This window comes from Bacillus sp. MYb209 (assembly GCF_002975175.1).
Lineage (GTDB): Bacteria > Bacillota > Bacilli > Bacillales > Bacillaceae_G > Bacillus_A.
This window is the reverse complement of sequence record NZ_PCNZ01000002.1, coordinates 420,210-446,363: the sequence shown is the minus strand read 5'-3', so window position 1 is coordinate 446,363 and position 26,154 is coordinate 420,210. Positions and strand designations below refer to the sequence as shown.

At 36.5% G+C, this 26,154-nt stretch carries 31 protein-coding genes; 5 read left to right on the top strand and 26 right to left on the bottom strand.

The window, feature by feature from the left end; genetic code table 11:
• Positions 1-123 precede the first annotated feature (123 nt).
• Positions 124-435, top strand: coding sequence for a DUF3915 family protein (locus tag CQZ94_RS06040; protein ID WP_105584647.1), 312 nt, complete (start codon positions 124-126; stop codon positions 433-435).
• Positions 436-537: 102 nt separating this feature from the next.
• Here CQZ94_RS06040 and ptsP read toward each other — a convergent pair whose 3' ends face one another.
• The 4 genes from ptsP to glcT form a co-directional block, all read right to left on the bottom strand.
• Complete coding sequence (gene ptsP / locus CQZ94_RS06035) at positions 538-2,250, bottom strand: phosphoenolpyruvate--protein phosphotransferase (RefSeq protein ID WP_105584646.1); 1,713 nt, start codon at positions 2,248-2,250, stop codon at positions 538-540.
• Entirely contained in the window at positions 2,250-2,513 is a 264-nt protein-coding gene (gene ptsH / locus CQZ94_RS06030) for a phosphocarrier protein HPr (RefSeq protein ID WP_002033915.1), read from the bottom strand. The genes ptsP and ptsH overlap by 1 nt, the downstream gene beginning before the upstream one ends.
• Before the next feature lie 135 nt (positions 2,514-2,648).
• Positions 2,649-4,712 carry a PTS glucose transporter subunit IIABC gene (gene ptsG, locus CQZ94_RS06025; RefSeq protein ID WP_105584645.1) on the bottom strand — a complete coding sequence of 688 codons (2,064 nt, stop codon included), beginning with the start codon at positions 4,710-4,712 and terminating at the stop codon, positions 2,649-2,651.
• Between the two features lie 340 nt (positions 4,713-5,052).
• Entirely contained in the window at positions 5,053-5,901 is an 849-nt protein-coding gene (gene glcT / locus CQZ94_RS06020; RefSeq protein ID WP_105584644.1) for a glucose PTS transporter transcription antiterminator GlcT, read from the bottom strand.
• A 165-nt stretch (positions 5,902-6,066) separates the two neighbouring features.
• Here glcT and CQZ94_RS06015 point away from each other — a divergent pair, with 165 nt between their 5' ends.
• Complete coding sequence (locus CQZ94_RS06015) at positions 6,067-6,885, top strand: HAD family hydrolase (RefSeq protein ID WP_105584643.1); 819 nt, start codon at positions 6,067-6,069, stop codon at positions 6,883-6,885.
• 73 nt (positions 6,886-6,958) lie between these two features.
• On the opposite strand, the gene phnF is transcribed toward CQZ94_RS06015, so the two are convergent.
• From phnF to CQZ94_RS05980, 6 genes are all read right to left on the bottom strand, one after another.
• The gene (gene phnF, locus CQZ94_RS06010; protein WP_078172874.1) at positions 6,959-7,690 is read right to left on the bottom strand and encodes a phosphonate metabolism transcriptional regulator PhnF; all 732 of its coding nucleotides are present in this window, start codon (positions 7,688-7,690) and stop codon (positions 6,959-6,961) included.
• Positions 7,620-8,408 (bottom strand): glucosamine-6-phosphate deaminase, encoded by a 789-nt coding sequence (nagB, locus tag CQZ94_RS06005; protein WP_002033913.1) that lies wholly within the window; start codon positions 8,406-8,408, stop codon positions 7,620-7,622. Before nagB ends, phnF begins: the two co-directional genes overlap by 71 nt.
• 4 nt (positions 8,409-8,412) lie before the next feature.
• Entirely contained in the window at positions 8,413-9,555 is a 1,143-nt protein-coding gene (gene nagA, locus CQZ94_RS06000) for an N-acetylglucosamine-6-phosphate deacetylase (RefSeq protein ID WP_105584765.1), read from the bottom strand.
• A 203-nt stretch (positions 9,556-9,758) separates the two neighbouring features.
• The gene (locus CQZ94_RS05995) at positions 9,759-10,661 is read right to left on the bottom strand and encodes a ComEC/Rec2 family competence protein (RefSeq protein WP_105584642.1); all 903 of its coding nucleotides are present in this window, start codon (positions 10,659-10,661) and stop codon (positions 9,759-9,761) included.
• Positions 10,662-10,739: 78 nt separating this feature from the next.
• Positions 10,740-11,312, bottom strand: coding sequence for an SMC-Scp complex subunit ScpB (gene scpB / locus CQZ94_RS05990; protein ID WP_105584641.1), 573 nt, complete (start codon positions 11,310-11,312; stop codon positions 10,740-10,742).
• Between the two features lie 157 nt (positions 11,313-11,469).
• Positions 11,470-12,213, bottom strand: coding sequence for a segregation/condensation protein A (locus CQZ94_RS05980; RefSeq protein WP_002088436.1), 744 nt, complete (start codon positions 12,211-12,213; stop codon positions 11,470-11,472).
• 169 nt (positions 12,214-12,382) lie between these two features.
• On the opposite strand from CQZ94_RS05980, the gene CQZ94_RS05975 reads away from it, so the two are divergent.
• Positions 12,383-12,478 (top strand): YjcZ family sporulation protein, encoded by a 96-nt coding sequence (locus CQZ94_RS05975; protein ID WP_000510194.1) that lies wholly within the window; start codon positions 12,383-12,385, stop codon positions 12,476-12,478.
• A gap of 99 nt (positions 12,479-12,577) precedes the next feature.
• A complete protein-coding gene (locus tag CQZ94_RS05970; protein ID WP_105584640.1) occupies positions 12,578-13,096 on the top strand; it encodes a DUF309 domain-containing protein in 519 nt (172 codons plus the stop codon).
• A gap of 20 nt (positions 13,097-13,116) precedes the next feature.
• Here CQZ94_RS05970 and ribT read toward each other — a convergent pair whose 3' ends face one another.
• Both ribT and CQZ94_RS05960 read right to left on the bottom strand, forming a co-directional pair.
• On the bottom strand, positions 13,117-13,485 hold the full coding sequence (ribT, locus tag CQZ94_RS05965; RefSeq protein ID WP_000908403.1) for a GNAT family N-acetyltransferase RibT: 369 nt from the start codon (positions 13,483-13,485) through the stop codon (positions 13,117-13,119).
• Positions 13,486-13,969: 484 nt separating this feature from the next.
• Positions 13,970-14,407, bottom strand: coding sequence for a peptidylprolyl isomerase (locus CQZ94_RS05960; RefSeq protein ID WP_000853785.1), 438 nt, complete (start codon positions 14,405-14,407; stop codon positions 13,970-13,972).
• Between the two features lie 187 nt (positions 14,408-14,594).
• Between CQZ94_RS05960 and CQZ94_RS05955 the strand changes: the two genes are divergently transcribed.
• Positions 14,595-15,461, top strand: coding sequence for a DUF1002 domain-containing protein (locus CQZ94_RS05955; protein WP_002111608.1), 867 nt, complete (start codon positions 14,595-14,597; stop codon positions 15,459-15,461).
• 31 nt (positions 15,462-15,492) lie between these two features.
• On the opposite strand, the gene CQZ94_RS05950 is transcribed toward CQZ94_RS05955, so the two are convergent.
• The 14 genes from CQZ94_RS05950 to dacF all read right to left on the bottom strand — a co-directional run bounded on the left by CQZ94_RS05950 (position 15,493) and on the right by dacF (position 26,108).
• On the bottom strand, positions 15,493-16,296 hold the full coding sequence (locus CQZ94_RS05950) for a Cof-type HAD-IIB family hydrolase (RefSeq protein WP_142395760.1): 804 nt from the start codon (positions 16,294-16,296) through the stop codon (positions 15,493-15,495).
• Between the two features lie 96 nt (positions 16,297-16,392).
• Positions 16,393-17,865, bottom strand: coding sequence for a spore germination protein SpoVAF (gene spoVAF, locus CQZ94_RS05945; RefSeq protein WP_105584638.1), 1,473 nt, complete (start codon positions 17,863-17,865; stop codon positions 16,393-16,395).
• Positions 17,852-18,421 carry a stage V sporulation protein SpoVABEA gene (spoVAEA, locus tag CQZ94_RS05940; protein WP_105584637.1) on the bottom strand — a complete coding sequence of 190 codons (570 nt, stop codon included), beginning with the start codon at positions 18,419-18,421 and terminating at the stop codon, positions 17,852-17,854. Before spoVAEA ends, spoVAF begins: the two co-directional genes overlap by 14 nt.
• A 5-nt stretch (positions 18,422-18,426) precedes the next feature.
• Complete coding sequence (gene spoVAE / locus CQZ94_RS05935; RefSeq protein ID WP_002192610.1) at positions 18,427-18,777, bottom strand: stage V sporulation protein AE; 351 nt, start codon at positions 18,775-18,777, stop codon at positions 18,427-18,429.
• A gap of 3 nt (positions 18,778-18,780) precedes the next feature.
• Positions 18,781-19,797 carry a stage V sporulation protein AD gene (gene spoVAD, locus CQZ94_RS05930; RefSeq protein WP_105584636.1) on the bottom strand — a complete coding sequence of 339 codons (1,017 nt, stop codon included), beginning with the start codon at positions 19,795-19,797 and terminating at the stop codon, positions 18,781-18,783.
• A gap of 13 nt (positions 19,798-19,810) precedes the next feature.
• On the bottom strand, positions 19,811-20,269 hold the full coding sequence (gene spoVAC, locus CQZ94_RS05925; protein ID WP_002067042.1) for a stage V sporulation protein AC: 459 nt from the start codon (positions 20,267-20,269) through the stop codon (positions 19,811-19,813).
• A 12-nt stretch (positions 20,270-20,281) separates the two neighbouring features.
• The gene (locus CQZ94_RS05920; RefSeq protein WP_105584635.1) at positions 20,282-20,698 is read right to left on the bottom strand and encodes a stage V sporulation protein AB; all 417 of its coding nucleotides are present in this window, start codon (positions 20,696-20,698) and stop codon (positions 20,282-20,284) included.
• Positions 20,691-21,311, bottom strand: a complete 621-nt coding sequence (locus CQZ94_RS05915; protein WP_105584634.1) for a stage V sporulation protein AA — start codon at positions 21,309-21,311, stop codon at positions 20,691-20,693. Before CQZ94_RS05915 ends, CQZ94_RS05920 begins: the two co-directional genes overlap by 8 nt.
• 116 nt (positions 21,312-21,427) lie before the next feature.
• Positions 21,428-21,526, bottom strand: coding sequence for a methionine/alanine import family NSS transporter small subunit (locus CQZ94_RS05910; RefSeq protein ID WP_105584633.1), 99 nt, complete (start codon positions 21,524-21,526; stop codon positions 21,428-21,430).
• Positions 21,526-23,052 (bottom strand): sodium-dependent transporter, encoded by a 1,527-nt coding sequence (locus CQZ94_RS05905; RefSeq protein ID WP_105584632.1) that lies wholly within the window; start codon positions 23,050-23,052, stop codon positions 21,526-21,528. The genes CQZ94_RS05910 and CQZ94_RS05905 overlap by 1 nt, the downstream gene beginning before the upstream one ends.
• Before the next feature lie 137 nt (positions 23,053-23,189).
• Complete coding sequence (gene sigF / locus CQZ94_RS05900; protein WP_002111619.1) at positions 23,190-23,948, bottom strand: RNA polymerase sporulation sigma factor SigF; 759 nt, start codon at positions 23,946-23,948, stop codon at positions 23,190-23,192.
• Between the two features lie 12 nt (positions 23,949-23,960).
• A complete protein-coding gene (gene spoIIAB / locus CQZ94_RS05895; RefSeq protein WP_001243400.1) occupies positions 23,961-24,401 on the bottom strand; it encodes an anti-sigma F factor in 441 nt (146 codons plus the stop codon).
• Positions 24,402-24,752, bottom strand: a complete 351-nt coding sequence (gene spoIIAA / locus CQZ94_RS05890) for an anti-sigma F factor antagonist (protein ID WP_105584631.1) — start codon at positions 24,750-24,752, stop codon at positions 24,402-24,404.
• Positions 24,753-24,917: 165 nt separating this feature from the next.
• Positions 24,918-26,108: a serine-type D-Ala-D-Ala carboxypeptidase DacF gene (gene dacF, locus CQZ94_RS05885; protein WP_105584630.1), complete on the bottom strand. Its 1,191-nt coding sequence runs from the start codon at positions 26,106-26,108 to the stop codon at positions 24,918-24,920.
• Positions 26,109-26,154: the final 46 nt, after the last annotated feature.

Here is a 26,154-nt window from a genome sequence, read left to right as displayed (position 1 = left end):
CATACTAAATACCCATCTAGTCATTTAAAATGAGAAAATACCCTAGAAAAATTTCCATTATCTGTCCAGTCACCGACTGCCGAACTTACATAGATTATAAGTGTGAAGGGGGTGATGAGGATTATGTTTGGAACTTTTGGATGTCGAGATGATTTTAGAGAGTGTCATAATCGTGAAAGAGAAGAAGTTAGAGAGCAACGACCTGCTGTATGTAACGTCCTTAGAAACATTTCAGTTGGAACAGAAATTTCTTTCTTAAAGATTAGAGGAAATGGAACTTTTCACAATGTTGTATTTGAGGGATTTGCTAACGGCGTTGCTTTAGCAATGCAACAAGGTCAAGGTCAAGGTGGAAAAGATAATCAAGGAAATAGAGATACTTTTACAGGTATTTTACGTGTTTGCCCAACTGATGTCATTGCGATCGCTATCTAACTCTTCTTTTAATCCTCTATAAAATAAAGGTAGAACAATGATTTACTTTTCTCATAGAAAAAACCTGAGACCGATTTCAAATCGACTCAGGGTTTTTTATTATTATATGCTTTTAACTAGTTCAACAACTTCTTCAGCAGTTGACATCATTAATGCCTTTTCTGCTAAAGTTTCCATTTCTGCTTTTGACAACTTACTTAGTTGTGTTCTTGCAGGAAGAATAGATGTTGCACTCATACTGAACTCATCTAAACCTAAGCCTAATAATAATGGGATAGCAAGTGAATCTCCCGCCATCTCACCACACATACCAGCCCACTTGCCTTCTTTATGAGCAGCATCGATAACCATTTTTACAAGACGTAAAATAGATGGGTTATATGGTTGGTATAAGTAAGCTACACGTTCGTTCATACGGTCTGCAGCCATTGTGTATTGGATTAAGTCATTTGTTCCGATAGAGAAGAAATCAACCTCTTTTGCGAACTGATCTGCTAATACTGCTGAAGCTGGAATTTCAACCATCATACCAATTTCAATAGAATCAGAAACAGTTGTACCCGCTTGAACAAGTCTTTCTTTCTCTTCTAATAAGATTGCTTTCGCTTGACGGAACTCATCAAGAGTTGCAATCATTGGGAACATAATTTTTAAGTTACCGTATACGCTAGCACGAAGTAATGCACGAAGTTGTGTACGGAACACATCTTGCTCATCAAGACATAAGCGAATTGCACGGTATCCTAAGAATGGGTTCATTTCTTTTGGTAAATGTAAGTATGGAAGCTCTTTATCTCCACCGATGTCAAGTGTACGAACAACGACTGGTTGATCTTCTTTTACACCTTCAAGAACTGCTTTATACGCTTCGAACTGCTCTTCTTCTGTTGGAAGATTGTCACGGCCCATGTATAAGAATTCTGTACGGTATAAACCAACGCCTTCTCCGCCATTATCGATAATACCTTGTACATCATTTGGTGTTCCGATATTAGCAACAAGCTCAACGTGATGTCCATCACTTGTTACAGTTGCTTGGTCTTTTAATTTTGCCCATACAGCTTTTTGCTCTTCAAATTTCGCTTTCTTTTCTTCAAAAGAACGAAGAGTTTCTTCAGATGGGTTTACAATTACTTCTCCATCTAAACCGTCAATGATTACGATATCGCCGTTTTGGATTTTCTCCATAACAACTTTCGTACCAACAACAGCTGGAATTTCCATAGAACGAGCCATAATTGCAGAGTGAGATGTACGTCCACCGATATCAGTTGTGAAACCTTTTGCATACTTACGGTTTAACTGAGCTGTATCAGATGGTGTTAAATCTTCAGCAATAATGATTACTTCTTCAGAAATTGTACCAGGGTTTGAGAAGTTAATTCCTAGTAAATGTGCAAGAACACGTTTTGTTACGTCGCGAATATCCGCAGCACGTTCTTTCATATATTCGTTATCCATGTTTTCAAACATAGAAATAAACATTGATGCAACTTCATCCATTGCAAATTCAGCATTTACTTTTTCGCTATTTACTTTATCTTTTACTGGATTTACTAATTCTGGATCATTTAATACTAATAAATGTGCTTCAAAGATAGCAGCTTTATCAGCACCTAGCTCAGCAAAAGCGTGGTCCTTAATAGCTTCTAGTTCAGATTTTGCTTTCTCAAGCGCAGCGTCTAAGCGTGCAATTTCAGCAGCTTCGTTTGTAATTGATTTCTTTTCAATGTTAAATTCAGGATTCTCAAGTCTGAAAGCCTTTGCAATAGCAATCCCACTTGATGCAGCGATCCCTTGGATGTTAAGAGTCATTATTCTCCTAATCCTTCGTTTTTCATAGTTTCTTCGATAGCTGCTAGTGCTTGAGCTGCATCATCACCATTTGCAGTGACCTTAATTTCCGCGCCTTGTTGAATTCCTAAAGACATAACACCCATGATTGATTTTAAGTTAACGTTTTTCCCGTTATACTCTAAGTTAATGTCAGAACCGAATTTGCTTGCAGTGTTTACAAGTAGAGTTGCTGGACGAGCATGAATTCCTGAGTCGCTAGTTACTTTAAAGATTTTTTCCATGATAATTTATCTCCTTTAAATACAGTATTTTTTTAGTTGTATAGACGTGAGTACTACATCATCTATTGTATATAATAGGCGATGTTCGGTCAACCACATCGCCTATTATAATTATAAACATTTTGCGTCAAATTCCTACTGAATGTCAATAATAGCGTTTTCGCCCTTCTTAACATTTCCATCTTTTTTCAATTCGACTTGTTGCCCTTGTTGTAAATTCGTAAAGACGATTGGTGTAATAATAGATGGTGCATTTTCTTTTACAAATGCAAGATCTACTTTTAATAATGGTTGTCCTTGCTTCACTTTATCACCTTGTGCTACAAGCGCTTCAAAGCCTTCACCATTTAATTTTACAGTATCAATACCGAAGTGGATTAAAATTTCTTTTCCTCCTTCAGACTGAATACCAATCGCATGTTTTGTAGGGAATACATTTACAATCTCACCATTAACCGGAGAAACTACTGTTCCTTCTGTTGGCTCAATCGCAAATCCATCTCCCATCATTTTCCCTGAGAATACTTGGTCAGGTACTTCTGTAATCGGTAAGATTTTCCCTTCAATTGGTGAAACGATTGTTTCATTTCCATCAACCTGTTGAGGAGCTTCTTCCGCTTTTACAGGCTCTTCTTTTTCAACATGAGGTGTACGACCTGACATAATATCATGAATTTGTGATTTTAATGTGTCAGATTTCGGTCCGAAAATAGCTTGAATGTTATTTCCAACTTCAAGTACACCAGCTGCTCCAAGCTCTTTTAAGCGGTCTTTATTTACATTTTTTTGTTCGTTAACTTGAACGCGTAAACGAGTAATACAAGCATCTAATGAAGCAATGTTTTCTTTACCACCAAGTGCTACTAATACTTCACGTGGAAGTTCTCCTGCTTCTGTTTTCCCTGCGCCTTCATTAGCATTCGCTACTTCACGACCAGGTGTTTTTAAGTTCCATTTACGGATTGCGAAACGGAATCCGAAGTAGTAAATAACTGCTAGTACAAGACCAACAATAATTACCCACCACCATGCCGTACGACCTGGTAGTACACCAAATAATATGAAGTCAATTAAACCACCAGAGAATGTCATACCAATTTTAACACCTAAAATTTGCATTGTCATAAATGATAGACCAGCGAATACTGCATGGATTCCAAATAATACTGGTGCTACGAATAAGAATGAAAATTCAAGCGGTTCTGTAATACCTGTTAAGAAAGATGTTAATGCAGCAGATCCTAAAATCCCAGCTGCTAATTTTTTATTTTCTGGACGTGCTTCATGGTACATTGCTAAAGCTGCTGCTGGAAGACCGAACATCATGAACGGATACTTACCAGTTGTAAATGTACCAGCTGTTAATTCTACGCCGTCTTTTAACTGTGCCATAAAGATTTTTTGGTCACCACGGATTAATTCGCCAGCTGCATTTGTATACTGACCGAATTCGAACCAGAACGGTGAATAGAAAATATGATGTAATCCAAATGGAATTAATGAACGTTCGATTAAACCGAATATAAATGCTGCTATCGTTCTATTTGCATCAATCATTTGATGTGAGAACGTATTTAAGCCACCCTGAATGTATGGCCAAACGAAGCACATGATAATACCTACTACTAAAGAGAATGTTGCAGTTGCGATCGGTACGAAACGCTTACCTGCAAAGAAACCTAAGTATGATGGTAATTCAATGTTGAAGTATTTATTATAGCAATATGCCGCTACTATCCCGACGATAATACCACCAAACACTCCTGTTTGCAGCGTTGGGATTCCTAATACGTTTGCATATGCTGGATCTGAAAATCCAATTTTCACTGGATCTGTTCCAGTGCTTGTTACTTTCACTAGTTTATCTACTTCTAAGAACACACTCATCGTTTTGTTCATAATTAAGTAGCCGACGAACGCTGCTAAACCAGCTACTCCGTCTCCACCAGCTAAACCGATTGCTACCCCAACTGCGAATAATAGCGCAAGGTTAGCGAAAATAATATCACCCGATTGTTCCATAATTTTTGCAACCATTACGAACCAATCTGCTTTTAAAGCAGGGATAACATTTGTTAGTTGTGGATTTTGAAATGCATTACCAAATCCAAGTAAAATACCTGCTGCCGGTAAAATCGCTACTGGAAGCATAAGCGCTTTTCCGACTTTTTGAAGAACACCAAAGATCTTCTTAAACATGGAAACCCTTCCTCTCTTATCTATATTGATACTTTTCGACAAACGCCAAAAAGGCATGAGGAAAAAAAAGATAGAACGATAGCTATACAAAGGGTAGTATGTCCCTTTCTTTAGCTTACATTCCCAACTTTTCTCCACTCATGCCTGATCGAATCAGTAACACGTGTCAAAAATAGGATTACGTATAAGTTCACTATAATTAAAGCAAACGTTTTCGTTATTTACCTTAATGTGTTTGTCGAATTTTGTATAACTTTGCAATAGTTATTATACATAACTATTGTAAGCGATTCAATCATTTTTTTTAACGTTTTCATTTTAGACAAAAATATATGTCTTTTTACACATGTTCTGCTTTCACTAATCGTTGTAAATGCATCGTTAAATAAATACTCTCCGCTTCATAAACAGGAAGTTGTAATTCTTTCTGCATTACTTTGACTAGCTTCCATGCCAAATTGTAACAAACTGGATATTCTAATTTTAATAAATCAGCAAAACTTTGTGCTTCTTCTACTTTTTCTCCTTTTTTCACCCGTTCAATAGCATATTGCAAATGACGAATAAGGCGTAAATAATGAATGCTTTCTTGGTCTAATGTAATTTGTAGGTTTATCTCAATTAAAGACACAAGTTGTGCAATAAGACGGGAATTTTGATTAACAGAAGATAAATCAGAGTTTGTAAGCGAGCTGTAAATATGGAGTGCGATAAAGCCTACTTCTCCTTCTGGCAATATAATTTGCAAACGAGAATTTAAAAGTTGCACAACTCCTTCAGCAATTTCATATTCCTCTGGATATAGCATTTTCGTTTCAACTAAAAAAGGATTATCTATTGTAAGTCCTTGTTTCAGTCTTTTAATTGCAAAAGAAATATGATCTGTTAAAGCGATATGAATATGTTCATTTAATGGAGACTCCGCTTTTTCTTGAATGTATAACATAATATCATTCATCAATTCAATTAGCTTTTCACTCACATGTGGCACTAAAAGTTTGTATTGTTCTCGATCACGTTCATTTTTTAAAACAAACATTTTCTCAATTTGTTCTTGCTCCAACACATCTTCAGCCTTTTTTCCAAATCCAATTCCTTTACCGATCACTACTACTTCCTCGTGTTCAGGATGGCTAGCAATGATGACATTATTATTTAAAACTTTTTTAATTTCTAGATAATTACTCATATAACACCACCCTCGTACTTAAATAGCCTACTTTTATGTTACAGAACATTCTTCTTTGTCGTCAATGTAAAACATCTACCATTTGATAAAAATTCATTTTTTAGACATGTTTATATATGATGCGTATAATGTAAGAGCGACTGTACATAGAAAGGAGATAGCAACATGATTAAAATGTTTGTAAGTGATATTGACGGTACAATGATGCAACATGGAGGTCTAATTGATGAACAAGATATTGTAGCACTTCGCAGTCTTGCTGAGCAAAATGTTATTCTTTGTTTCGCTTCCGGGCGACTTGATAATGAAATCGCAGACTTAATGAAGGCTGTAAATACAAATTTCCATCGCATTAGTGTGAACGGTGTTTTCGTATATACACAAGAAAATAAACAACTATTATCTGCAACATTCGATTCCAGTATTCTACCTGATTTGTTAGCAATGACAAATGAAGACCCTTATTTCCGTTATGTAAGTGATGAGCATAATTACTATATTGAAGAAAAGACACCTTTTATTCATGAACTCGAAAAACAAATAACAATGACTTCTGTTGAAGAACCAAATTTATTACAGAAAATCGATGATACAATTTTTCCAAATAAAATTTCTATCGGTGGAACAAAGGAAAACTTACAACTCCTTCAAAAAAAGATTGATGAAAAATTCCGTGGAAAAGTTAGTACTTTCATTTCAGCTGAACAATGTTTAGATGTAATGCCACCAAATATTAGTAAAGGTTCTGCTATTTCTGTTTTATTACAAGAGTTTCAAATACAACCAGAGGAGGTTGCGTGCATAGGGGATTCTTACAATGATATTCCAATGTTTTCTTTAACTCCGCATAGTTTTGCTATGTCTCAAGCTGATGACGCGGTAAAAGAGCACGCTCACTATGTAGTAGATGCTGTCAAAGATGCCGTTAACCAAGTACTTGTTTATAATGAAGAAGCAAATAAAAACACGACTCGATCCTTATAAGGATGAGTCGTATTTTTATTTCTTTACATGTTGAAAACATCAAAGTTCACTGTACTTCACAAACTGAAATATATTACTTGTTACGTGCGATGTTCGTAATAAACTTGTAACGATCCCCACGATAAATACATTTCACATACTCTAACGGTAACTCACCTTCTGAATATGACCATTGACGCATTACAAGTACAGGCGCCTTTTTAGGAATATGCAGATGTTCAGCTTCATTATCCGTTGCAATTGAAGCTTCAATTGATTGAGTAGCGCGAACAAGCTTAAAGCCCAGTTTTTTCTCTAAATGTTCATATAAAGATTGTTGCAATATTTCTTCGTTAATATCTTTCACAAGAGTTGGCGACAAATATGTCGTCTCAAATGCAATCGGTTCGTCATCAGCTAAGCGCGTACGCCTCACTTCATAAACCGATTCTCCCTCTTGTATTCTCAGCCGGTCTGCTATTTTAGCAGTAGCTGGAACTAGGCGGAAACTTAATAACTGGCTGCTCGGTTTCATACCACGAGAAATCATATCTTCTGTGAATCCCGTCATTCCTTGCAACTTTTGCTCCACTTTCGGAAGTTGGACGAACGTTCCAATCCCACGTTTCCGGTATAAATAACCTTGTTCCACTAAGTTATTAATCGCCTGTCTGATTGTCATACGACTCACTTCGAACTTATCACAAAGTTCATTCTCAGATGGAATTTTATCTCCCGGCTTCCATTCGCCTTCCTCAATTAGCTGTTTCACCCACTCTTGAATCTGATAATAGATCGGAAATGGTGAATACTTGTCGATGTTCATCAGCAATCGCCTCACTGCATAAAGATAGAGCTTCTGGATCTGCGATTACGGTTACATTCGGATGACGTTGTAAAACTGTCGCAGGACACGCCTCACTATATTCACCTTGCAATAATTCTTTAATAGCTTCTGCCTTTTTAGATCCCATAGCAACAAGTAGAATTTGTTTCGCTTTCATAATACTTCCAATTCCCATTGTAATCGCATGAGTTGGCACATCTTCTTCATTTTCAAAGAAGCGAAGGTTTGCTTGGCGCGTAGATTCTGTTAATTCTACAATGTTAGTTGGAGAATTAAATGGTGTTCCTGGCTCATTAAATCCGATGTGACCGTTTTCACCGATTCCAAGAATCTGTAAGTCAACTGGGTTAGCTACTAGAATGCCTTCATAACGCTTGCACTCTTCCTCTAAATCACTTGCCATCCCATTCGGTACATAAGTTTGTTTAAATGGAAGATGATCAAACAACTGTTCTTGCATGAAATAGTGATAGCTGTTTTTATCTTCGTGTGGTAAATTTACGTACTCATCTAAGTTTACAGTGGTTGCATGACTTGTATCAAGTTTATTTTTTCGCATTTCTGCATAAATACCTAATGGAGAGCTTCCTGTAGCCATTCCTAAAGTTGGATTTTCTTTTGATTTTACAACCTCTTTAATTAACTTATAACCTGCTTCTGCTAATTCTTCTGGAGTTTTTACAACAAGAATATTCATCTAATTACTTCCCTTCCTTCATATGAATTCCTAAACGAACCGTATCATATACATGTAATTCTTCAGTCATAACAACAAAGTCTGCATCTTTGCCTGCCGCTAACGCGCCTTTATTATTTAATCCAAACTCTTCTGCTTGGTTAACTGATGTCATTAACACTGCCTCCTCGATTGAGCATCCTGTAAATTCAATTACATTTCGGAAAGCTTGATCCATTTTCAAAATACTACCAGCTAACGTTCCATCTTCTAATCGGGCACTGCCATCTTTTACATGTACTGGCTGTCCGCCAAGCTCATATAATCCTTCTTCAAGACCTTTTGCACGCATTGCATCTGTAATGACACTTACTTTTTTCGGTCCTTTTAATTTATATGCTAATTTCACCATATCAGGGTGAATGTGAATACCATCTGTAATTACTTCAACCATTACATCTGGATTTAATAACACATGACCAACAACTCCTGGTTCACGATGATGTAATCCACGCATTTGATTGTATAAATGTGTTGCATGTGTAATTTTTCTATTTTTCAGTTGTGCATCAATCGCATCTGTATGCCCCATTGTGCCAACAACACCTGTTTCAGCAAGATACTGTTCAAACTCTAACGCACCTTCTTCTTCCGGTGCATATGTTACTAATTTAATTAGATTACCGCTTGCTTCCTGCCATTGTTTAAATTGCTCGATACTCGCAGGAACAATATGTTTAAGTGGTTGTGCACCCGCACGTTTTTTTGAAACATATGGTCCTTCTAAGTGAATATATTCGAAATGTGCTCCTTTATCTTTCGCTTTCTTCGCAGCACTTAGCGCCGCTTCAATCGCTTCTGGAGCTTGTGTCATTGTTGTTGGGAAGTAAGTTGTAACTCCTTCTTTTAACATTTTTTTACCAAGAGTTACTAATCCATCGCTATTTGCATCCATCGCATCAATATCGTATCCACCATGAATATGAACATCAATCATACCTGGAATCACAATCTTTCCTGCCGCATCTAACACAGTTTCATTTTCTTGTGATACATATTGAGCCATCAAACCAATTTCTTTAACTGTTTCTGCGTAACGAATAAATCCGTTTTCCACTACTTCTTTACCTGTATAAATTTTGGCATTGATGACAACTTGCGTTTTCATTTTCATCGATCCTTTCCCATGAAATACCTACTTATTATTACCTTATTCGCCTAATTCCATCTTAATATACACACAAGTAGTTGTCTATACATTCTAATGAAATTTCCTCTTCGTTCAGCGAAAAAAGGAAATTGATTTCTTTTTCATTATAATATATATTATTCATTTTTTCCAAAATGGAAAATACCCTCTTATATAATTAGTTACTTAAGTAATGGCATAAGACCGCTAGCCCCCATAGTAATATGTTCACCATCTGTTTCTATTTCTACAGTACGCTTGTTTGTTCCGTATATCATTATACCACGCTGTTTTAATCGTCTTACTACACTTTGATGAGGATGCCCATACGGATTTCTACTCCCGTACGAAAGAATAGCGAATTGTGGATCTACTTTTTTTAAGAACGTTTCACTCGTTGAAGTATATGAGCCATGATGCCCAACTTTTAATACATCTGCATGTACATCAAATTGCTTTAATATTTCATTTTCCGTCCGTATATCAGCATCACCCATTAATAAAAAGTCAGCTTTACCATATCGGATTTTTAACACAATTGAGGACTCATTATTCTCGTCTTTCGATTTACCATTGTTCAATACTTGTATAGAAACATGTGGATCTAGCGGTATATATTGTCCTTCCTTCACTGAAATGAAAGGTATGCCCCTTTTTTTAATATTATTCCGATACGTATGATAAGTAAATGAACTATATGTTTTTCCACTATCTAATACGAGTGAAACCGGGATTTGTTCTATAATTGGAATAAGCCCCCCTATATGGTCCATATCAGGATGAGTACTTACAATCACATCTAAATGATTAATTCCTTTTTCAATTAGTTTTTGAATAATAACCTCTCCCGCTTCATAAGGACCTCCATCTATTAACATCGTTTGACCATTTGGCAATGTAATAAGTGTCGCATCACCTTGTCCAACTTTTAAAAAACTCACTTTCATTTTACCAAAATGTTGCCGCTGCATATGTATAGGAGACGTAGTATGAATAGACATCATATATCTTTTAGCCGATGCGCTGTTTAACGAAAAACATAATAAAACAGAAACCAACAATAGAATACTCCGTACACCTTTCATAACTCGTCTCCTTTTTTCATTTAGTATGGCACGCTCTGTAATTGATATACAAAAAAAGCTTAGCAAAATGCTAAGCTTTTATTTTGATAATTCCTGTAAAGAACCAAAGAATAAATCTGCTTCATTCATTTGTTCATTTTCTTCCGAAAGAGGTGGTAAATCATCTAATGTTTTCAATCCAAACGTATCTAAAAATTCTTTCGTCGTTCCGTATAAAATAGGGCGCCCTGGCCCTTCCGCTCTTCCCGCTTCTTTTATAAGTAAGTGTGAAACTAACGTTTGTAATGCCTTGTCTGTTTTCACTCCTCGAATCTCTTCCATTTCTGTCCTTGTGATCGGTTGACGGTACGCAACGATTGCCAACGTTTCAAGAGCTGCTTGAGACAGTGAAGCCGTTGTTGGGGTATTTATTAATTTTTGATAGTATGCAGCATGTTCTTTCTTTGTTGCAAAACGATACACTTTTGCATATTGTACAATTTGCAGCCCTCGATTCAATCCTTCACATTCTTTTTGCATTTCCTCTATACTGTTTATTACTTCTTCCACTTCAACTTCCAGAACCTTAGCTATCTGTTCCGGATAAATCCCTTCGTCACCTGCAACAAATAAAAGCCCTTCAATAATCGCTTTTTGTTCTTTTCTATCCATTTTACGAACTCCTTCCTCCTATTTTCCATAAAAATACACATAAAAAAACCGAATCACAGTAAATGCGTTCGGTTCAATATTTCTTCTCTCGTTCCAAACGATACATTAAAACCTAACATAAGATAAAATATTTCTATCCCATCTTCACTTGCTGGCTCTATACGGATTTATTAGAGCTTAACACGAAAATTTCATCAAAATTATGTTCTTGCTCAATTATGATTTGTTGATTTTTCATTAGCTCAAGAACCGCTAAAAATGTTACAACCATTATTTCGCGTTCTTCATCAGCAAACAAATCATAAAAGCTTTGACGACCGCCTTTTACTTCTAACTGTTGTAGAATATCAGTCATTCGCTGTGCAATTGGTATTTCTTGGCGAGTAATTCGCGTTGTTACGGGGGTCTTTGCTTTTTTACGACGCATTAGCTTTTGAAATGCCGCTAACATATCATATAACGTAACATCAAGAGGTAAGCTTGTCTCCTCTTCTTGTTGAAATGATGTAAAATCAATTGGCGGACGTGTATATAGCTGTGCTCTTTCTTGTTCTCTTTCTTTTAACTCAGTAGCAACTTGCTTATATTTCTTATATTCAATTAACCTCTCCATCAATTCTTGACGAGGGTCATCTATAAAGTCTTCACCGTTATCAGGTACATCTTCTTCTTGTTTCGGTAACAACATTTTACTTTTAATTTGTAATAACGTTGCAGCCATTACTAAATACTCACTGGCAACATCTAATTGTAATTCTTTCATCGTATGGACATAAGATAGATATTGCTCTGTAATTTCCGCTACAGGAATATTATATATATCAATTTCGTAACGATGTATTAAGTGTAACAATAGATCTAAAGGCCCTTCAAAAGCCTCTACTTTAAAATTATACTGCACAAAGCATCCCACCACATTTTTTCTATAACAACATAAGTATAGAGCATACTCATGTTCTATCCAACCTTTTTAAGAAATTTAATTAAAAATAGACCTATGCCCATGTCATAATGCCCACCGCTTCATATGATAACAATGTAGTAAGAACAATGTAGGAGGTCAAAAAACTATGGGTCACGTTGATTGCGGTTTTAGCGGTGGGTTCGCATTACTTGTTGTACTGTTCATTTTACTAATCATTGTAGGAGCAGCTTGCTTCTGCTAATATGAAGCAATAAAGCGACTAGGGATATTTCCCTAGTCGCTTATTGTTAATATTTCTATGATAAACTGTACATATAACCGTTAGACAGGAGCGAAAAAAATGTATCCTACCGAGTACATACAATTTTTAATTCATTTTCACGGAGACTATGATTATTTTGAATGTCATGAAATATTAGAAGAGTATTGGAAATTAAAACCTAGAGGAGAACGCGACAATTACTTAGTCGGTCTCATTCAAGTTGCTGTTTCCTTATACCATCACAGACGATCCAACTGGAATGGTGCAGAGAAGATGATAAAAAGCGCAATAGCACTTTTAGAAAAGAACAGTATACCGTTATATCAATTAGGAATAGATCATAAACAACTTATATTCTTATTAAATGAAAGGTTACAATCTATCCACAAAAAGGAAATTTTCGCGCCGTTATTTTTACCCTTATTAGACGCATCGTTAGAAAAACAATGCATACAGTTATGTAAGAAACAAAACCTCTCTTGGAAAGATGTGAACGTCATTCCTGGTGAATACATCATAAATAAGCACACATTGCGTGATCGAACAGAAGTCATTTCTGAACGACACGAACAACTACAAAAAAGAAAGCAGAGATAATAAACTACTTATCCCTGCTTTCATGAATGTATATTTTGTTCAAGCTCTTTACACTTTTTGCAAAAACTTGCCGTTTGCTCATTTCCGCAAATTGTAAACTCAAGAAATTTACTCTTAAGCTCTTGAACCATCTTCGTCCCAATCCCCATATGACGGTGAGACGGATTCACGCTCAAATGCTGAATTTCCAATACCTGATCTTCTTTTTTTATAATCCCCATTATCCCAACAAAATCTTCATTTTGTTTCCACAAATACAATTGCCAATCCTCTTTCGCTTCATACTCTTTCATTGTCAATTGTAATGTTTTTACATCTTTTTCAGTTGGCATAAATGAAAGAAGCCCCATTGCAATCTTTTCATAACTTTTTTTAAAACGAATTAACATAACCCTTATCCCTTCTTACAAAAGTTACAAACTATTTATCCCATCAATCACTCTTTTCATATCACATTCATTCTACAATATTTTTACCAGAGTGAGAAGAGGCTGAAACAACTTGATAATCATACAAAGCGTTAGGAAGAAAGTCAAATATATGTTTCCACGCTATTTCTTTCTATTACACCGCTCAAAAAAGAGACAATACTGTATAGGAACTAAAAGGAAAATCCCTTTCTCATCACATTTCACTTATTAACCACTTTTGAACAAAGTAGTTCTACCAAAAGCAATATGTTAAGAGAAATACATTTATTGAAGCATATAATTCGTACTCCATCCTATGTATTTTGTTAAAAGTGTGTTCTCATGAACAATATAATTTAAAGTTAGTAGCCGTCCTATTTGTGTCATATACTTTAAAATATATACCAATTCCTGTTTATAGGAAATAAAAAAGAGAGCAAAATCGCTCTCTTTTTCTCACAACTTATTCTTCCCAAACTTTAACTTCTTTCATTACATCGCCTTGACGCATGTTTAATACCGTTTCAATACCGCTTGTTGCTTTACCGAATACAGTATGTACGCCATCTAAATGCGGTTGTGGCTCATGAACAACAAAGAATTGGCTACCACCTGTATTACGACCAGCATGTGCCATAGAAAGTGATCCAACAAGGTGTCTATGAGGATTTCCATCAGTCTCACATGGAATAGAGTAACCTGGGCCACCTGCACCTGTGCCTGTTGGGTCTCCACCTTGGCTTACGAAGCCAGGAATAACTCGGTGGAATGTCACACCATCATAAAATCCTTGCTCTGCTAATTTTTTAAAGTTTTCTACTGTTTTTGGTGCCTCTTCTGGGAAAAATTCTAAATCGATTTTTTCGCCATTTTCCATTAATATGTATCCTAAAGTTTTCATATGTATATGTCTCCTTTCAACTATCTCAGCACTATATTACCATATTCATGACGAGAAACAAAAAGAATCCGACAATCTGCATACTTCTTTTTCGAAATGTGGAAAAAGCTAGGTGACAAATTTTAAAAATATACTATAATAACTGTGTTGCCCGAAAATTTCAGAAAGAGAAAGGGAGCGATTTTTCGTGAAAGCGAAATTACTAGCTCTGCTATTAGCTGTAGCCGTATTTATTATGCCAACAGCTTCATTTGCAGACATCATTGAGGGAGAATCAATTGTTACACTAGGAGAAAACTTATCTGAACAACAAAAACAAGAGCTGTTAAAAGAAATGAAAGCACCAAAAGACGCTACAATCATCACTGTGTCTAATGCGGAAGAACATAAATTTCTAGAAGGAATTGTTCCAAAAGCACAAATTGGTACAAGAGCAATTTCCTCTTCTATGATTACATACACAAAACCAGGGTCAGGTCTCATTGTACGCTCAAAAAACATTAATTCGATAACAGATGCAATGTACACAAATGCACTTATTACAGCAGGTGTGAAAGATGCAGAGATTCAAATTACTGCACCATTTAAAGTTTCCGGAACTGCTGCTTTAACAGGTTTAATGAAGGCCTATGAAACAACATCGAACAAAGAAATTCCAGAAGATGTTAAAAAAGTAGCCAATGAAGAAATGGTACAAACAGCAAAACTTGGTGATAAAATCGGTGAAGAAAAAGCAGTTCAACTTGTTGCAAAAATTAAAGAAGAGATTGCAAAAGAACAGCCAAAAACAACTGAAGATTTACGTTCATTAATTAAAAAAATTGCTGATCAACTTGGCATTACATTAACAGATGAACAGTTGGATAACTTAGTATCGTTATTTGATAAAATGAAAAATCTTAATATCGATTGGAACCAAGTTGGTAGCCAATTAGATAAAGCAAAAGACCATGTGTCTGCCTTCTTAGGATCTGAAGAAGGACAAAGTTTCCTAGATAAAGTAAAAGATTTCTTCTCTAGTATCATTGATTTCGTTAAATCTTTATTCAAGTAAAAAAGAAGCTCGCCAGTGACGAGCTTCTTTTTTATACAAGTAACGGTAATTTCATAATAGCCTCTTCAACCGAACGAACAACATGATTTGCTTTCTCCTTCACATACGGATGAGCATGATGGAGGGTGAAGGAGTGCGGGGTTACTTCAAACATAGAAATATCATTGAAAGAATCTCCAATACATGCAACTTCATTTGCTTCAATTTGTAAATGTTCCATTAATCGCTTCAGAGCGCTTCCTTTACTTACACCTCTTGGCATAATGTCAACATATCGCTTACCCGATATAAAAACTTCCGCTTCGCTATGAAATGTATCTCGCAACTCTTGATCTAATGCTACAATTATTTCTTCTTCTCCAAAAACAAATAATTTCGAAGGATGTACAGTCTTCCCAAATTCCTCTTCTAATTCTTCGATTTCAGCAATATGCACTCCCATATACTCTTCAAAAGTATGATGATGTTCATTCTTCCTTTTTGTATATCGCTGCTCATTTGCACAAACAATATCTGCTAGTCCCTTTTTATGTATATATCGATATATTTCCTGGGCAACCCCATCTTCAAAACTCGATTCATGAAATACTTTTCCATCCGGTAGCATCATTGTCGCTCCATTTAAACTAGTTGTGTAATACGGGAACGAAAACCTTTTTACCGCCTCATCAATTCGGTGAGTAAAACGGCCAGAGGCAAAACAAATATTTGTCCCTTTTTCAGCTAGCCAACAAAGCGCTCGTTCATCTTCTTTTTGCATATGATTCACATTGTAAACGAGCGTATCATCTAAATCACTTACAAATAGTTTAATCATGTCCTCTTCCCCTTTCATACACAATATCTACTCTAATTGTACAAAAAAAATGTTTGATTTTTGTTAAAAAAACAATAAATTTTCAATAAAAAATAAGCGGAAGCATAATCCCGCTTATTTTTGTCTTCGCACATTTTGAGGTCTTACAATACTTGGACGAACCTTTAAACTAGACATAGTTGGACGGAGCAAAATTTTTGTTAACGCGCCCCAATCAAACGGTAAAAACGGCCATAAATACGGTGTTTGTAAACTTTTAATAGAAGTTAAAAATAGAATCAATATCGTCATTCCGATTACAAATCCCATCTCATGAAATATGCCTGTTAAAATAATGACAAACAATTTTCCAACCTTATTTCCAAGTCCAAGTTCATAACTCGGCGTTGCAAATGATCCAATCATAGAAACCGCTACATACAAAATAACTTCTGGTACAAATAAACCTACATCAATTGCAATTTGACCAATTAATATGGCAGAAATTAATCCTGCTGCAGACGACAATGATGTCGGTGTATGAATGGCAGCCATCCTTAAAAACTCGAGCCCGATTTCCGCCATCAAAATTTGTAATAAAATCGGTAAGTGCGTCATCTTGTTTGGTCCAATGAAAGCAAGACTTTCCGGTAAAAGAGTTGGATTAAAAACAAAAACTAACCAAAATGGCAGTAAGAACAGCGAAAATATAACACCTAAAAAACGTACCCAACGTAAAAATGTACCTACAGCTGGATTTTGTCTAAACTCTTCTGCATGCTGTAAATGGTGGAAATATGTTGTTGGAGTGATCATAACACTTGGTGATGTGTCAACGAGTACTAACACATGTCCTTCTAATAGATGATTTGCTGCTACATCTGGTCTTTCTGTGTATCGAATAAGCGGGAATGGATTATAACCTTGTTTAACTACAAATTCTTCTACTGTTTTATCCGCCATCGTAATCCCGTCTACATCAATGTTATTTAATTCTTGTTTTATAATCTTTACTAAATCTGGATTTGCAACATCTTGAACGTATGTAATACAAATATCCGTTTGCGATCTATCTCCGACTCGAATCATTTCATTTCGAAGACGTGGATCGCGTATCCTTCTACGAATTAATGCTGTATTTACAACGATATTTTCAACAAAACCATCCCTTGCACCGCGTACTACCTTTTCTGTATCTGGTTCTGTCGGTGTCCGGCCCGGATAACTACGAACATCTATTGCGAACGCTTCCGTTTCGCCTTCCACAAATATAATAATGAGTCCTGATAATACTTGGAGCATTACCTCATCCATCGTTTTCACTTTACTTACTTGTTGATGGATTAAACGATTCTCTAAAAGCTTCACTGTATCTTCTTCTACATCCCTTATTTCATTTGTATCCACCGCTTCTTCTAAAATAGGGATAATATAATTCGTATCACAAAGTCCATTTACAAATAACACACCAATTTCTTTATTTAAAATTTGAAATTTACGAATACCAACATCGTATGTAACACCGAGTCCGACTGTTTGCTTTAAGTAGTTTTCATTATCACTTAAAAAAGATGAAATCGGGATATTCACTTTTTTAGGCTTCGTCATAAAACCCACTCCTTTCCAAAATTAATTGAATCGCTTTTCTAGTAATAGGTGACCCTCTTTCCCATTCATCATTTCCGCACATCTTGCCAATATCACCGACCCCCACTATGAGAGGAACATTCAGACCATCTAAACAATAAATCGTATCCCCACTAATCCTGCCAATTTCACCATCTGGGAGTCCAAATTTATCAACGCCATATTCTGTCAAATTCCCATTCCGATCTACACTTACATCTACACGCGCCCATTCCCAATGATGTGTATTAGATGCTACCGCTAAAATACCCAGTACATCAACTTGTTTATGTGTTGCGACATACTTTAACGCCCTTTCACCAGATCCTTCTCCTATAAATCCGCTGTCATCAAACATGACAAATACAGGGTCATATGGCGTTTGCATAATAAGCTCAACAACTTTCTTCCCTGTCAATTTGGTCGGATTACTTTGCGATGCTGAAATACACCTTCCCCCAAATTCCTTTGTTAACAGCTCAATTGTCCGCTTTGCATATTCATCTCCATCTGTGACCAAAACAACCCTTCGTCTCATTTGATTTATCCTTTCGGTTTACATATAAGTGCAACAAAAAATGAAAATAATATCGCTGCTGAAATCCCCGCAGACGTTAAGCTAAACATACCGATTCCAATTCCTAAATATCCATGTTTTTCTGCCGCATGCATTGCCCCGTGCAATAGTGAGTGTCCAAAACTTGTAATAGGGACTGTTGCCCCAGCACCTGCAAATTTTATAAGCTTATCGTACAATCCGAATCCGTCTAAAATAGCTCCGGCGACTACAAAAGTTGCCATTAAATGTGCCGGTGTTAACTTTGCGAAATCTAGCAGCACTTGTCCAATTACACAAATAGCTCCTCCTACAAGAAATGCATATACAAAATCCACAATTCACTCTCCTTTAACGCTTTCAAACACAACACCATGCGCAATCGTTGGAATCGTTTCCTTCTGTTGCATCATCATGGGGCTTAATAGAGCTCCAGTTGCAACGACAAAAATTCTTTGTAAATTCCCTTTTTGCATTTCACGCAATAAATGGCCGTATGTTACAACAGCTGAACAAGCACAACCACTGCCCCCTGCAAACACTTCTTCTTGATTCGAATTGTAAATCATTAATCCACAATCGTTGTATACATTCCCCAAATCATACCCTTCCTCAAGTAAAAGTTGTTTCGCAATTGGTGTCCCAACAGCTGATAAATCACCAGTAACAATAAGATCATAATCAGCTGCACTTCTTCTCAAATCTTCAAAATGCTGTTGAATTGTATGAGCAGCAGCTGGTGCCATTGCTGATCCCATATCTAAAGGATTAGCAATTCCTAAATCCTGTACTTTGCCGATTGTTGCTGCTGTTATTTTAATTTCACTCTCCTCATTGCTAATCAATATTGACCCTGCTCCAGTAACAGTTGAGTTTGCTGTCTCTGGCTTTTGCCCTCCGTATTCTGTTGGGTAACGAAATTGTCTTTCAGCCGTCGCATTATGACTACTTACTGTAGCTAAAATACGATTCGCAAATCCACCATCTATAAAAGCTGATCCAACCGCCAAAGTTTCCATTGACGTCGCACAAGCGCTGAACATCCCTAAAAAAGGAATACCATACTCACGAGCAACATAATTTGCTGTCACTGTTTGGTTTAATAAATCTCCCGCTAAAAAGAAATCAATTTGCGATTTTTTTATATTCCCTTTTTGCATCGCTTGTTGAATTGAGTCTGACATTAACCTTCGTTCAGCAAGTTCCCAGTTTTCCTCTCCGCAATGTAAGTCAGAATATGAAATATCAAAATCCTTTCCAAGAGGGCCTTCAGCTTCTTTCGGACCGACAGCAGTACCAGTTGCATTCACGAAGATATCATTTTGAAATACCCACGTTTGTTTTCCTGTCAATCTCATACCCACCCCTCCTTTAAGACATTAAAATTTGAAATGTATATCTTATTAACCCGATAATGTATGCACCGACGACTCCAAATACAATGACACTTCCTGCAAGCTTAAACATGTTAGTAGCGATTCCTAGAACAATCCCTTCACTCCTATGTTCTAGTGCGGCACTCGCCATAGAATTCGCAAATCCAGTAACTGGTACTGCTGATCCCGCTCCAGAAAACTGCCCGATTTTATCATATACACCACACCCTGTTAAAATTGCTGATAGTAAAACAAGAGTTGCAACTGTAGGATTTCCTGCCTCTTTCTCACTAAAGTGAAAGTAATGTATATAAAATTTCATCAACACTTCTCCCGCCGTACAAATGAGTCCACCAACAAGAAATGCCTTCACACAATTTATGAAATAGTTCGGTTTTGGATGGTACTCCTTCACTTTATTTATGTAATCGTCCTTCAATTTTCGCCCTGCCATATATATTGCCTCCTACTTTACGAAATAAATCCAGTGAAACAACGAGCCTATTACTTTCCCAAGTACAAGAGCAACGAGTAAAACAACAATTTTCCCCTCTACCCTTACTCGTTTCGCTAAAATAGGTAAAACGTTTAACACTTCCGTTAACGCCGCAGCGAGCATTCCAATGAATGTGCCACAAAATATCCCTAATATAACAAGCCAATATTGTGACGCTTGAAATGTAATATTTTTCAAACTACACCAAGACCCTGCTAAAGTACCTGCAATGACCGCCCACTCAAAATATTGAATATGCTTTCCACTTCTCGTTAATTGAGCTAAACGAGGGATTATACCTAGTACAGCTAAAAACGCGACATATCCGCTACCTACTGCAATCCCTCCAGCTAAACCAATTAATACAACAAATGCACATTCAATCATCAGCAATCTTTTTCATATTATCCTTGTTTTCATGAACAATTACATATTGATCAAGCGACTGCTGATATTGAAACATCTCAACTTCTAATGGGCTCGGCTCTTCATTAATTCTCTTTTGAAATACATGATTAAAAAATAAGACCATACCTAATCCAAGACCTAATGAATAAGGAATTTGAAATAAAAGTGGTTGCGCCTTAAATTCTCCAGTAATCATGTAATATAACCGTTGGTGTACTTGTTGCATACTTACATCTTCATGGAAATAAATGATCGCAAGGGCCGCTCCAATGAAAAGTAACAACCATACAAGTCCGAAGAAAACCGGATGCACTTTCTTTTTTTCATATATAATTTCAACAAGAGTTTGTCCAGAACCAAGTAAATTAATTTGTATGTGAGCCGCTTTTTGTTGAATAATCTCAATCACTTTCATAACATCAATTACAACATGTGTTTTATCATGCGCTGTTATTTTGTAGACTATCTCATTTTGTAACGACTCAACTACCAAAGAATCTCCGGCAAGTTGCGCAACATCGCTCAGCTTTACTTCATACGTAGGAGACACTTTTAAGCGATTGCGCATTTTAATATAAATCGTTTGTTCCAATTTTCATTCACCCCTTCACTCTTCCTCGTAGTTGTAGTATGGTTATTGGAATTTTTTCTAATACAATTTTTTCATAAAAAAAACATCTGTACCATTTCGGTACAGATGTTTTTAGCTTATGTCTTTTTCTTAAATAAATTTGCAATACTTAATGCAAGTCCTCCCCAAATGACTACCATACCTATAACCATCATCATAATCGCTGATCCGCTCATCATGAAACACCTCGGTCCTTCCATTCTTTTTCAAGCTGGGCAGAGTCTGAATGTATTTGTGCATTCCATTTCTTCAGACTAATGACTAGTGCAACTATAAGAAACGCTGCCGCTATCGACCAACCATACGTTACAACAAACTCTGTTGGATAACCTCCGTAGTTCTTTTTAATGTTTTGGATTGTACCATCAATTAACATATACCCTAACATAAGTGGAGTAATAACGAGTAAACTCACTCTCCAAAACGTTCCTAACTTTATATCAGATACAAAGTTTGCATGATTTTGATAAACTGGTAAACGGCGTAGAATTAGTCCTATTGTAACTACTTCAACGAGTGCAATTGTAATCAATCCAAAATTGTTAGCGAAGTAATCAACAACATCTAGGAACATAAGTCCACCACGCGTTGCAAAAACAAGAGAAACTAATACTAATAGCGTTCCCATAATTCCAATCGTCTTTTGACGACTCAAACCGAATTTTTCAGATACAGCGGCAAAGCATACTTCTGCAAGTGAAATGAGTGATGTAATTCCAGCAACAGTTAGAGATAAGAAGAATAATACACCAAATAACGGCGACATCGGTAACTCATTAATAATTTGCGGGAATACTACAAATGCAAGTCCTACACCAGCACTAGCTACTTTATCAACCGGTACCCCCATGTTATTCGCCATAAATCCAAGAGCTGCAAAGACACCAATACCTGCCAATAATTCAAATCCTGAATTTGCAAATCCTGTAATAAAAGCATTATTTGTTGTATCTGAGTTTTTCGGTAAATAACTAGAATACGTAATCATAATTCCGAATGCTAAAGATAAACTAAAGAAAATTTGACCGTAAGCAGCAAGCCATACTTTCCCATCAAAAATACGACTCCAATCTGGTTTAAAGAATGCATCTAGCCCCTGCATCGCACCTTCCATCGTCACTGCACGAACAACGATAATAAGGAACATAACAACTAGTAAAGGAATAAAAATGCGGTTAACAACTTCGATTCCTTTTCTAACTCCTTTAAATGCAACACCAAGCACAATAATCCAAACGAGAGCCAATGGAATTAATACTTCTGGTACGAGCCCACCGAATTGTCCTGGCTTATCTGCAACATGTAAATATTCTTTAAATAAAAATGATTGCGTGTCTTTCCCCCATGCTCCAGTAATTGCAAAGTACGTATATGAAATAGACCAAGCAATGATTACAGCGTAATATGTTGAAACAATAAATGTCACACACATTTGCCACCACCCAATAAATTCAGCACGTGGATGAATACGGACGAATGTAAGTGGCGCCGAACCACGATGACGATGCCCAAGAGCAAACTCGAAAGCTAACAATGAAATACCAGTTGTTAATAATGCAAATAAGTACGGTAAAAAGAATGCGCCTCCCCCGTTTTCATACGCTGTATAAGGAAAACGCCATATATTCCCTAGTCCAACAGCGGAACCGATTGCTGCAAAAATAAATCCAGCCCTCGTTCCCCATTGTTGCCTCGTTTCCATGTTTCCTTCCCCCTTTGTGACAAGTTCATACTTGGATTATAGTTTAAATTAACTGAATTATCAATAAATTCTGTAATTTTTTTAGCAATAGTTGGAATCTTCTCCTTTTCGTGACAATAAAAAAATCGAATAGATAGCTATTCATCTATTCGATCTTTCATCTGTTTTAATATTTTCTTTTCAAGTCTTGAAACTTGTACTTGCGAAATGCCTATGCGCTCCGCTACTTCTGATTGGGTTTGGTCTTTATAATAGCGCAAATACACAATTAGCCTTTCTCGTTCATCCAATTCTCTAATTGCTTCTTTTAAAGCAATTTTATCAAACCATTTCGTTTCCGATTGATCTGCAATTTGATCTAAAATAGTAATTGGATCTCCATCGTTTTCATACACAGTTTCATGTATCGACGAAGGAGCACGACTCGCTTCTTGCGCCAGAACAACTTCTTCCGGCGTTAGTTCAAGAGCCTCTGCTACCTCATTAATCGTTGGAGCCCTTCCAAATTCTTTCGAAAGCTCGTCTCTCATCTTTCGGACTTTGTTTCCTGTTTCTTTTAAAGATCTACTTACTTTCACTGATCCATCGTCACGTAAAAATCGTTGTATTTCACCGATAATCATTGGAACTGCATATGTTGAAAATTTCACGTCGAAAGATAAATCAAATTTATCTACCGATTTTAAGAGTCCAATACATCCAATTTGAAATAAATCGTCTGGTTCGTATCCTCGATTAAGAAATCGCTGCACAACCGACCATACGAGACGCATATTACTTTGAACGATTGTATCTCTCGCTTGTTGATCTCCATCTTGACTTTTTTGAATTAACGCTTTTAGCTCGTGGTCCTTTAACTGAGGTTTCTTCTTCTCATTTCTGACCTCTATGTCCATTGGCTATTCTCCTTAATTGCATAGAGCGTTACTATTTGATAAGTATTTTGTCAAATGGATTGTTGTCCCGAAAGATTCGTTTGAAATAACTTCTACTTCATCCATAAAATTTTCCATGATAGTAAATCCCATTCCGGAACGCTCTAATTCAGGTTTAGTTGTAAAAAGGGGTTGTCTTGCCTCATCTAAGTTAAAGATACCAATCCCTTCATCTCGAATCGTGAGTTTCACCATTGCTTCTTCCAAAATCACTGAAATATAAACAACACCTTCTGCATTTCCTTCATACCCATGAATAATTGCATTTGTAACCGCTTCTGACACAACTGTTTTAATCTCTGTTAGTTCTTCCATCGTCGGGTCTAATTGCGCAATAAAAGCAGCTACCGTAACACGAGCGAATGATTCATTCTGACTTAACGCTGAAAATTGAAGGTTCATTTCATTTCTCATTTATGCCACCCCCAACGTCGCGAGCGCATGCGCTTCACTTTCTTCTAAACGAACAATTTTGAATAGGCCTGACATTTCGAATAAACGCTTAACAGGAGGTGAAATTGCACAGACAACCATTTCTCCACCTAATCCCTTTACATGTTTATATCGGCCTAATATAACGCCTAAACCAGAACTATCCATAAATGTTAAGTTCTCTAGGCTCAAAATAATATGATGAACACCATGTGTCTCAATCATATCTGTGACTTTCGTTCGCAACTCTTCAGCAGTATGATGATCTAACTCGCCCTCTAGCCTCACACATAAGATGTCACGTTTTACTTCTAAATGCATGGAAAGACTCACACGATTTCCTCCTTATGCTCAAACTTTACTCATTAACATAAGATTTTCGTGATATAAAATCAGAATCCTTCCTACTGACAAAAGAAGAACTATTTCGTCATAAAGTGAAACCTTTCAGCAATTATTTCAGTAAATACGAACAGAAAAACGTCAAAATTTTTGCCGCTATTTTGATGTTGAAAACATCCCAAAACTTCTTTTAAATAACTCCCACCAGCTCGCTGCCTCAACATCTTCTTTCGCTACAATTGTTTGTTTTAATAAAACATCTTTATCTCTTTTAATAACAAGTGTGCCAAGTGCATCACCTTTTTTAATCGGTGCCTTCACTTTCTTTTCAGCAATCACTTCTTGTTTTACTTTGTCCATATTTTCGCCCTTCTTCATAAGAAGAGACACATTGTCTGACGCAACTAAATCTACTTTTTCTTCCTTACCTTTTCCTACTTGTACAGTCTTAATTTTCTCACCACGTGTATACAATTTCTTTGTCATGTATTGTCCAAATGCATAATCAAGAAGCTTCGTTACTTGATTGTTCCGCTCTTTTGATGTAGGTGCGCCCATAACAACTGAAATAACACGCATACCATTTTTCTCAGCCGATGCTGTTAAACAATATTTCGCTTCTGTCGTAAAGCCCGTTTTCACTCCATCTACTCCAGGATAAAAACGTACTAGCTTATTCGTATTAACGAGCCAAAATTTCTTATCCGTATTTTCACGTAAATAGTCTTCATATTTACCTGTATATTTTCGAATAAGTGGATACTTCATCAATTCTTTCGCCATAATAGCCATATCATTTGCTGTGGAATAATGATCTTTCGCCGGGAGACCTGTTGGGTTTTGAAAATGTGTATTTTTCAGTCCTAAATCTTTCGCTTTTTTGTTCATCATATTTACGAATCCTTCTTCTGAACCAGCGATATGCTCGGCTACTGCAACAGATGCATCATTTCCAGATGCAATTGCAATGCCCTTTAACATTTCATTTACAGTCATCTCTTCCCCAGGTTCTAGAAAAATTTGTGATCCGCCCATTGAAGCTGCGTGTTCACTCGCTCTAACTTTATCGTTTAGTTTTAGTTTTCCTTTTTCAACTTGTTCCATAATTAATAGCATTGTCATAATCTTTGTCATACTAGCAGGTGGTAACTTTTCATTCGGATTTTTATCAAACAAAACTTTACCTGTATCTTGCTCAATTACGATCGCTGACGACGCTTGTTCCGCTAACTTCGGCGCGGCTTCTTCTGTTTTCTCCGGCTTCGTTTTCTCAGATTGCGCAAAACTAACTGAAGTACCAGAAAGCAATAACATGAAACAAACAAGTATTCCAAAAACTCGCTTCATGACTAACCCTCCATTCTATATCAAACCTATTTTTTCCAATTTACTC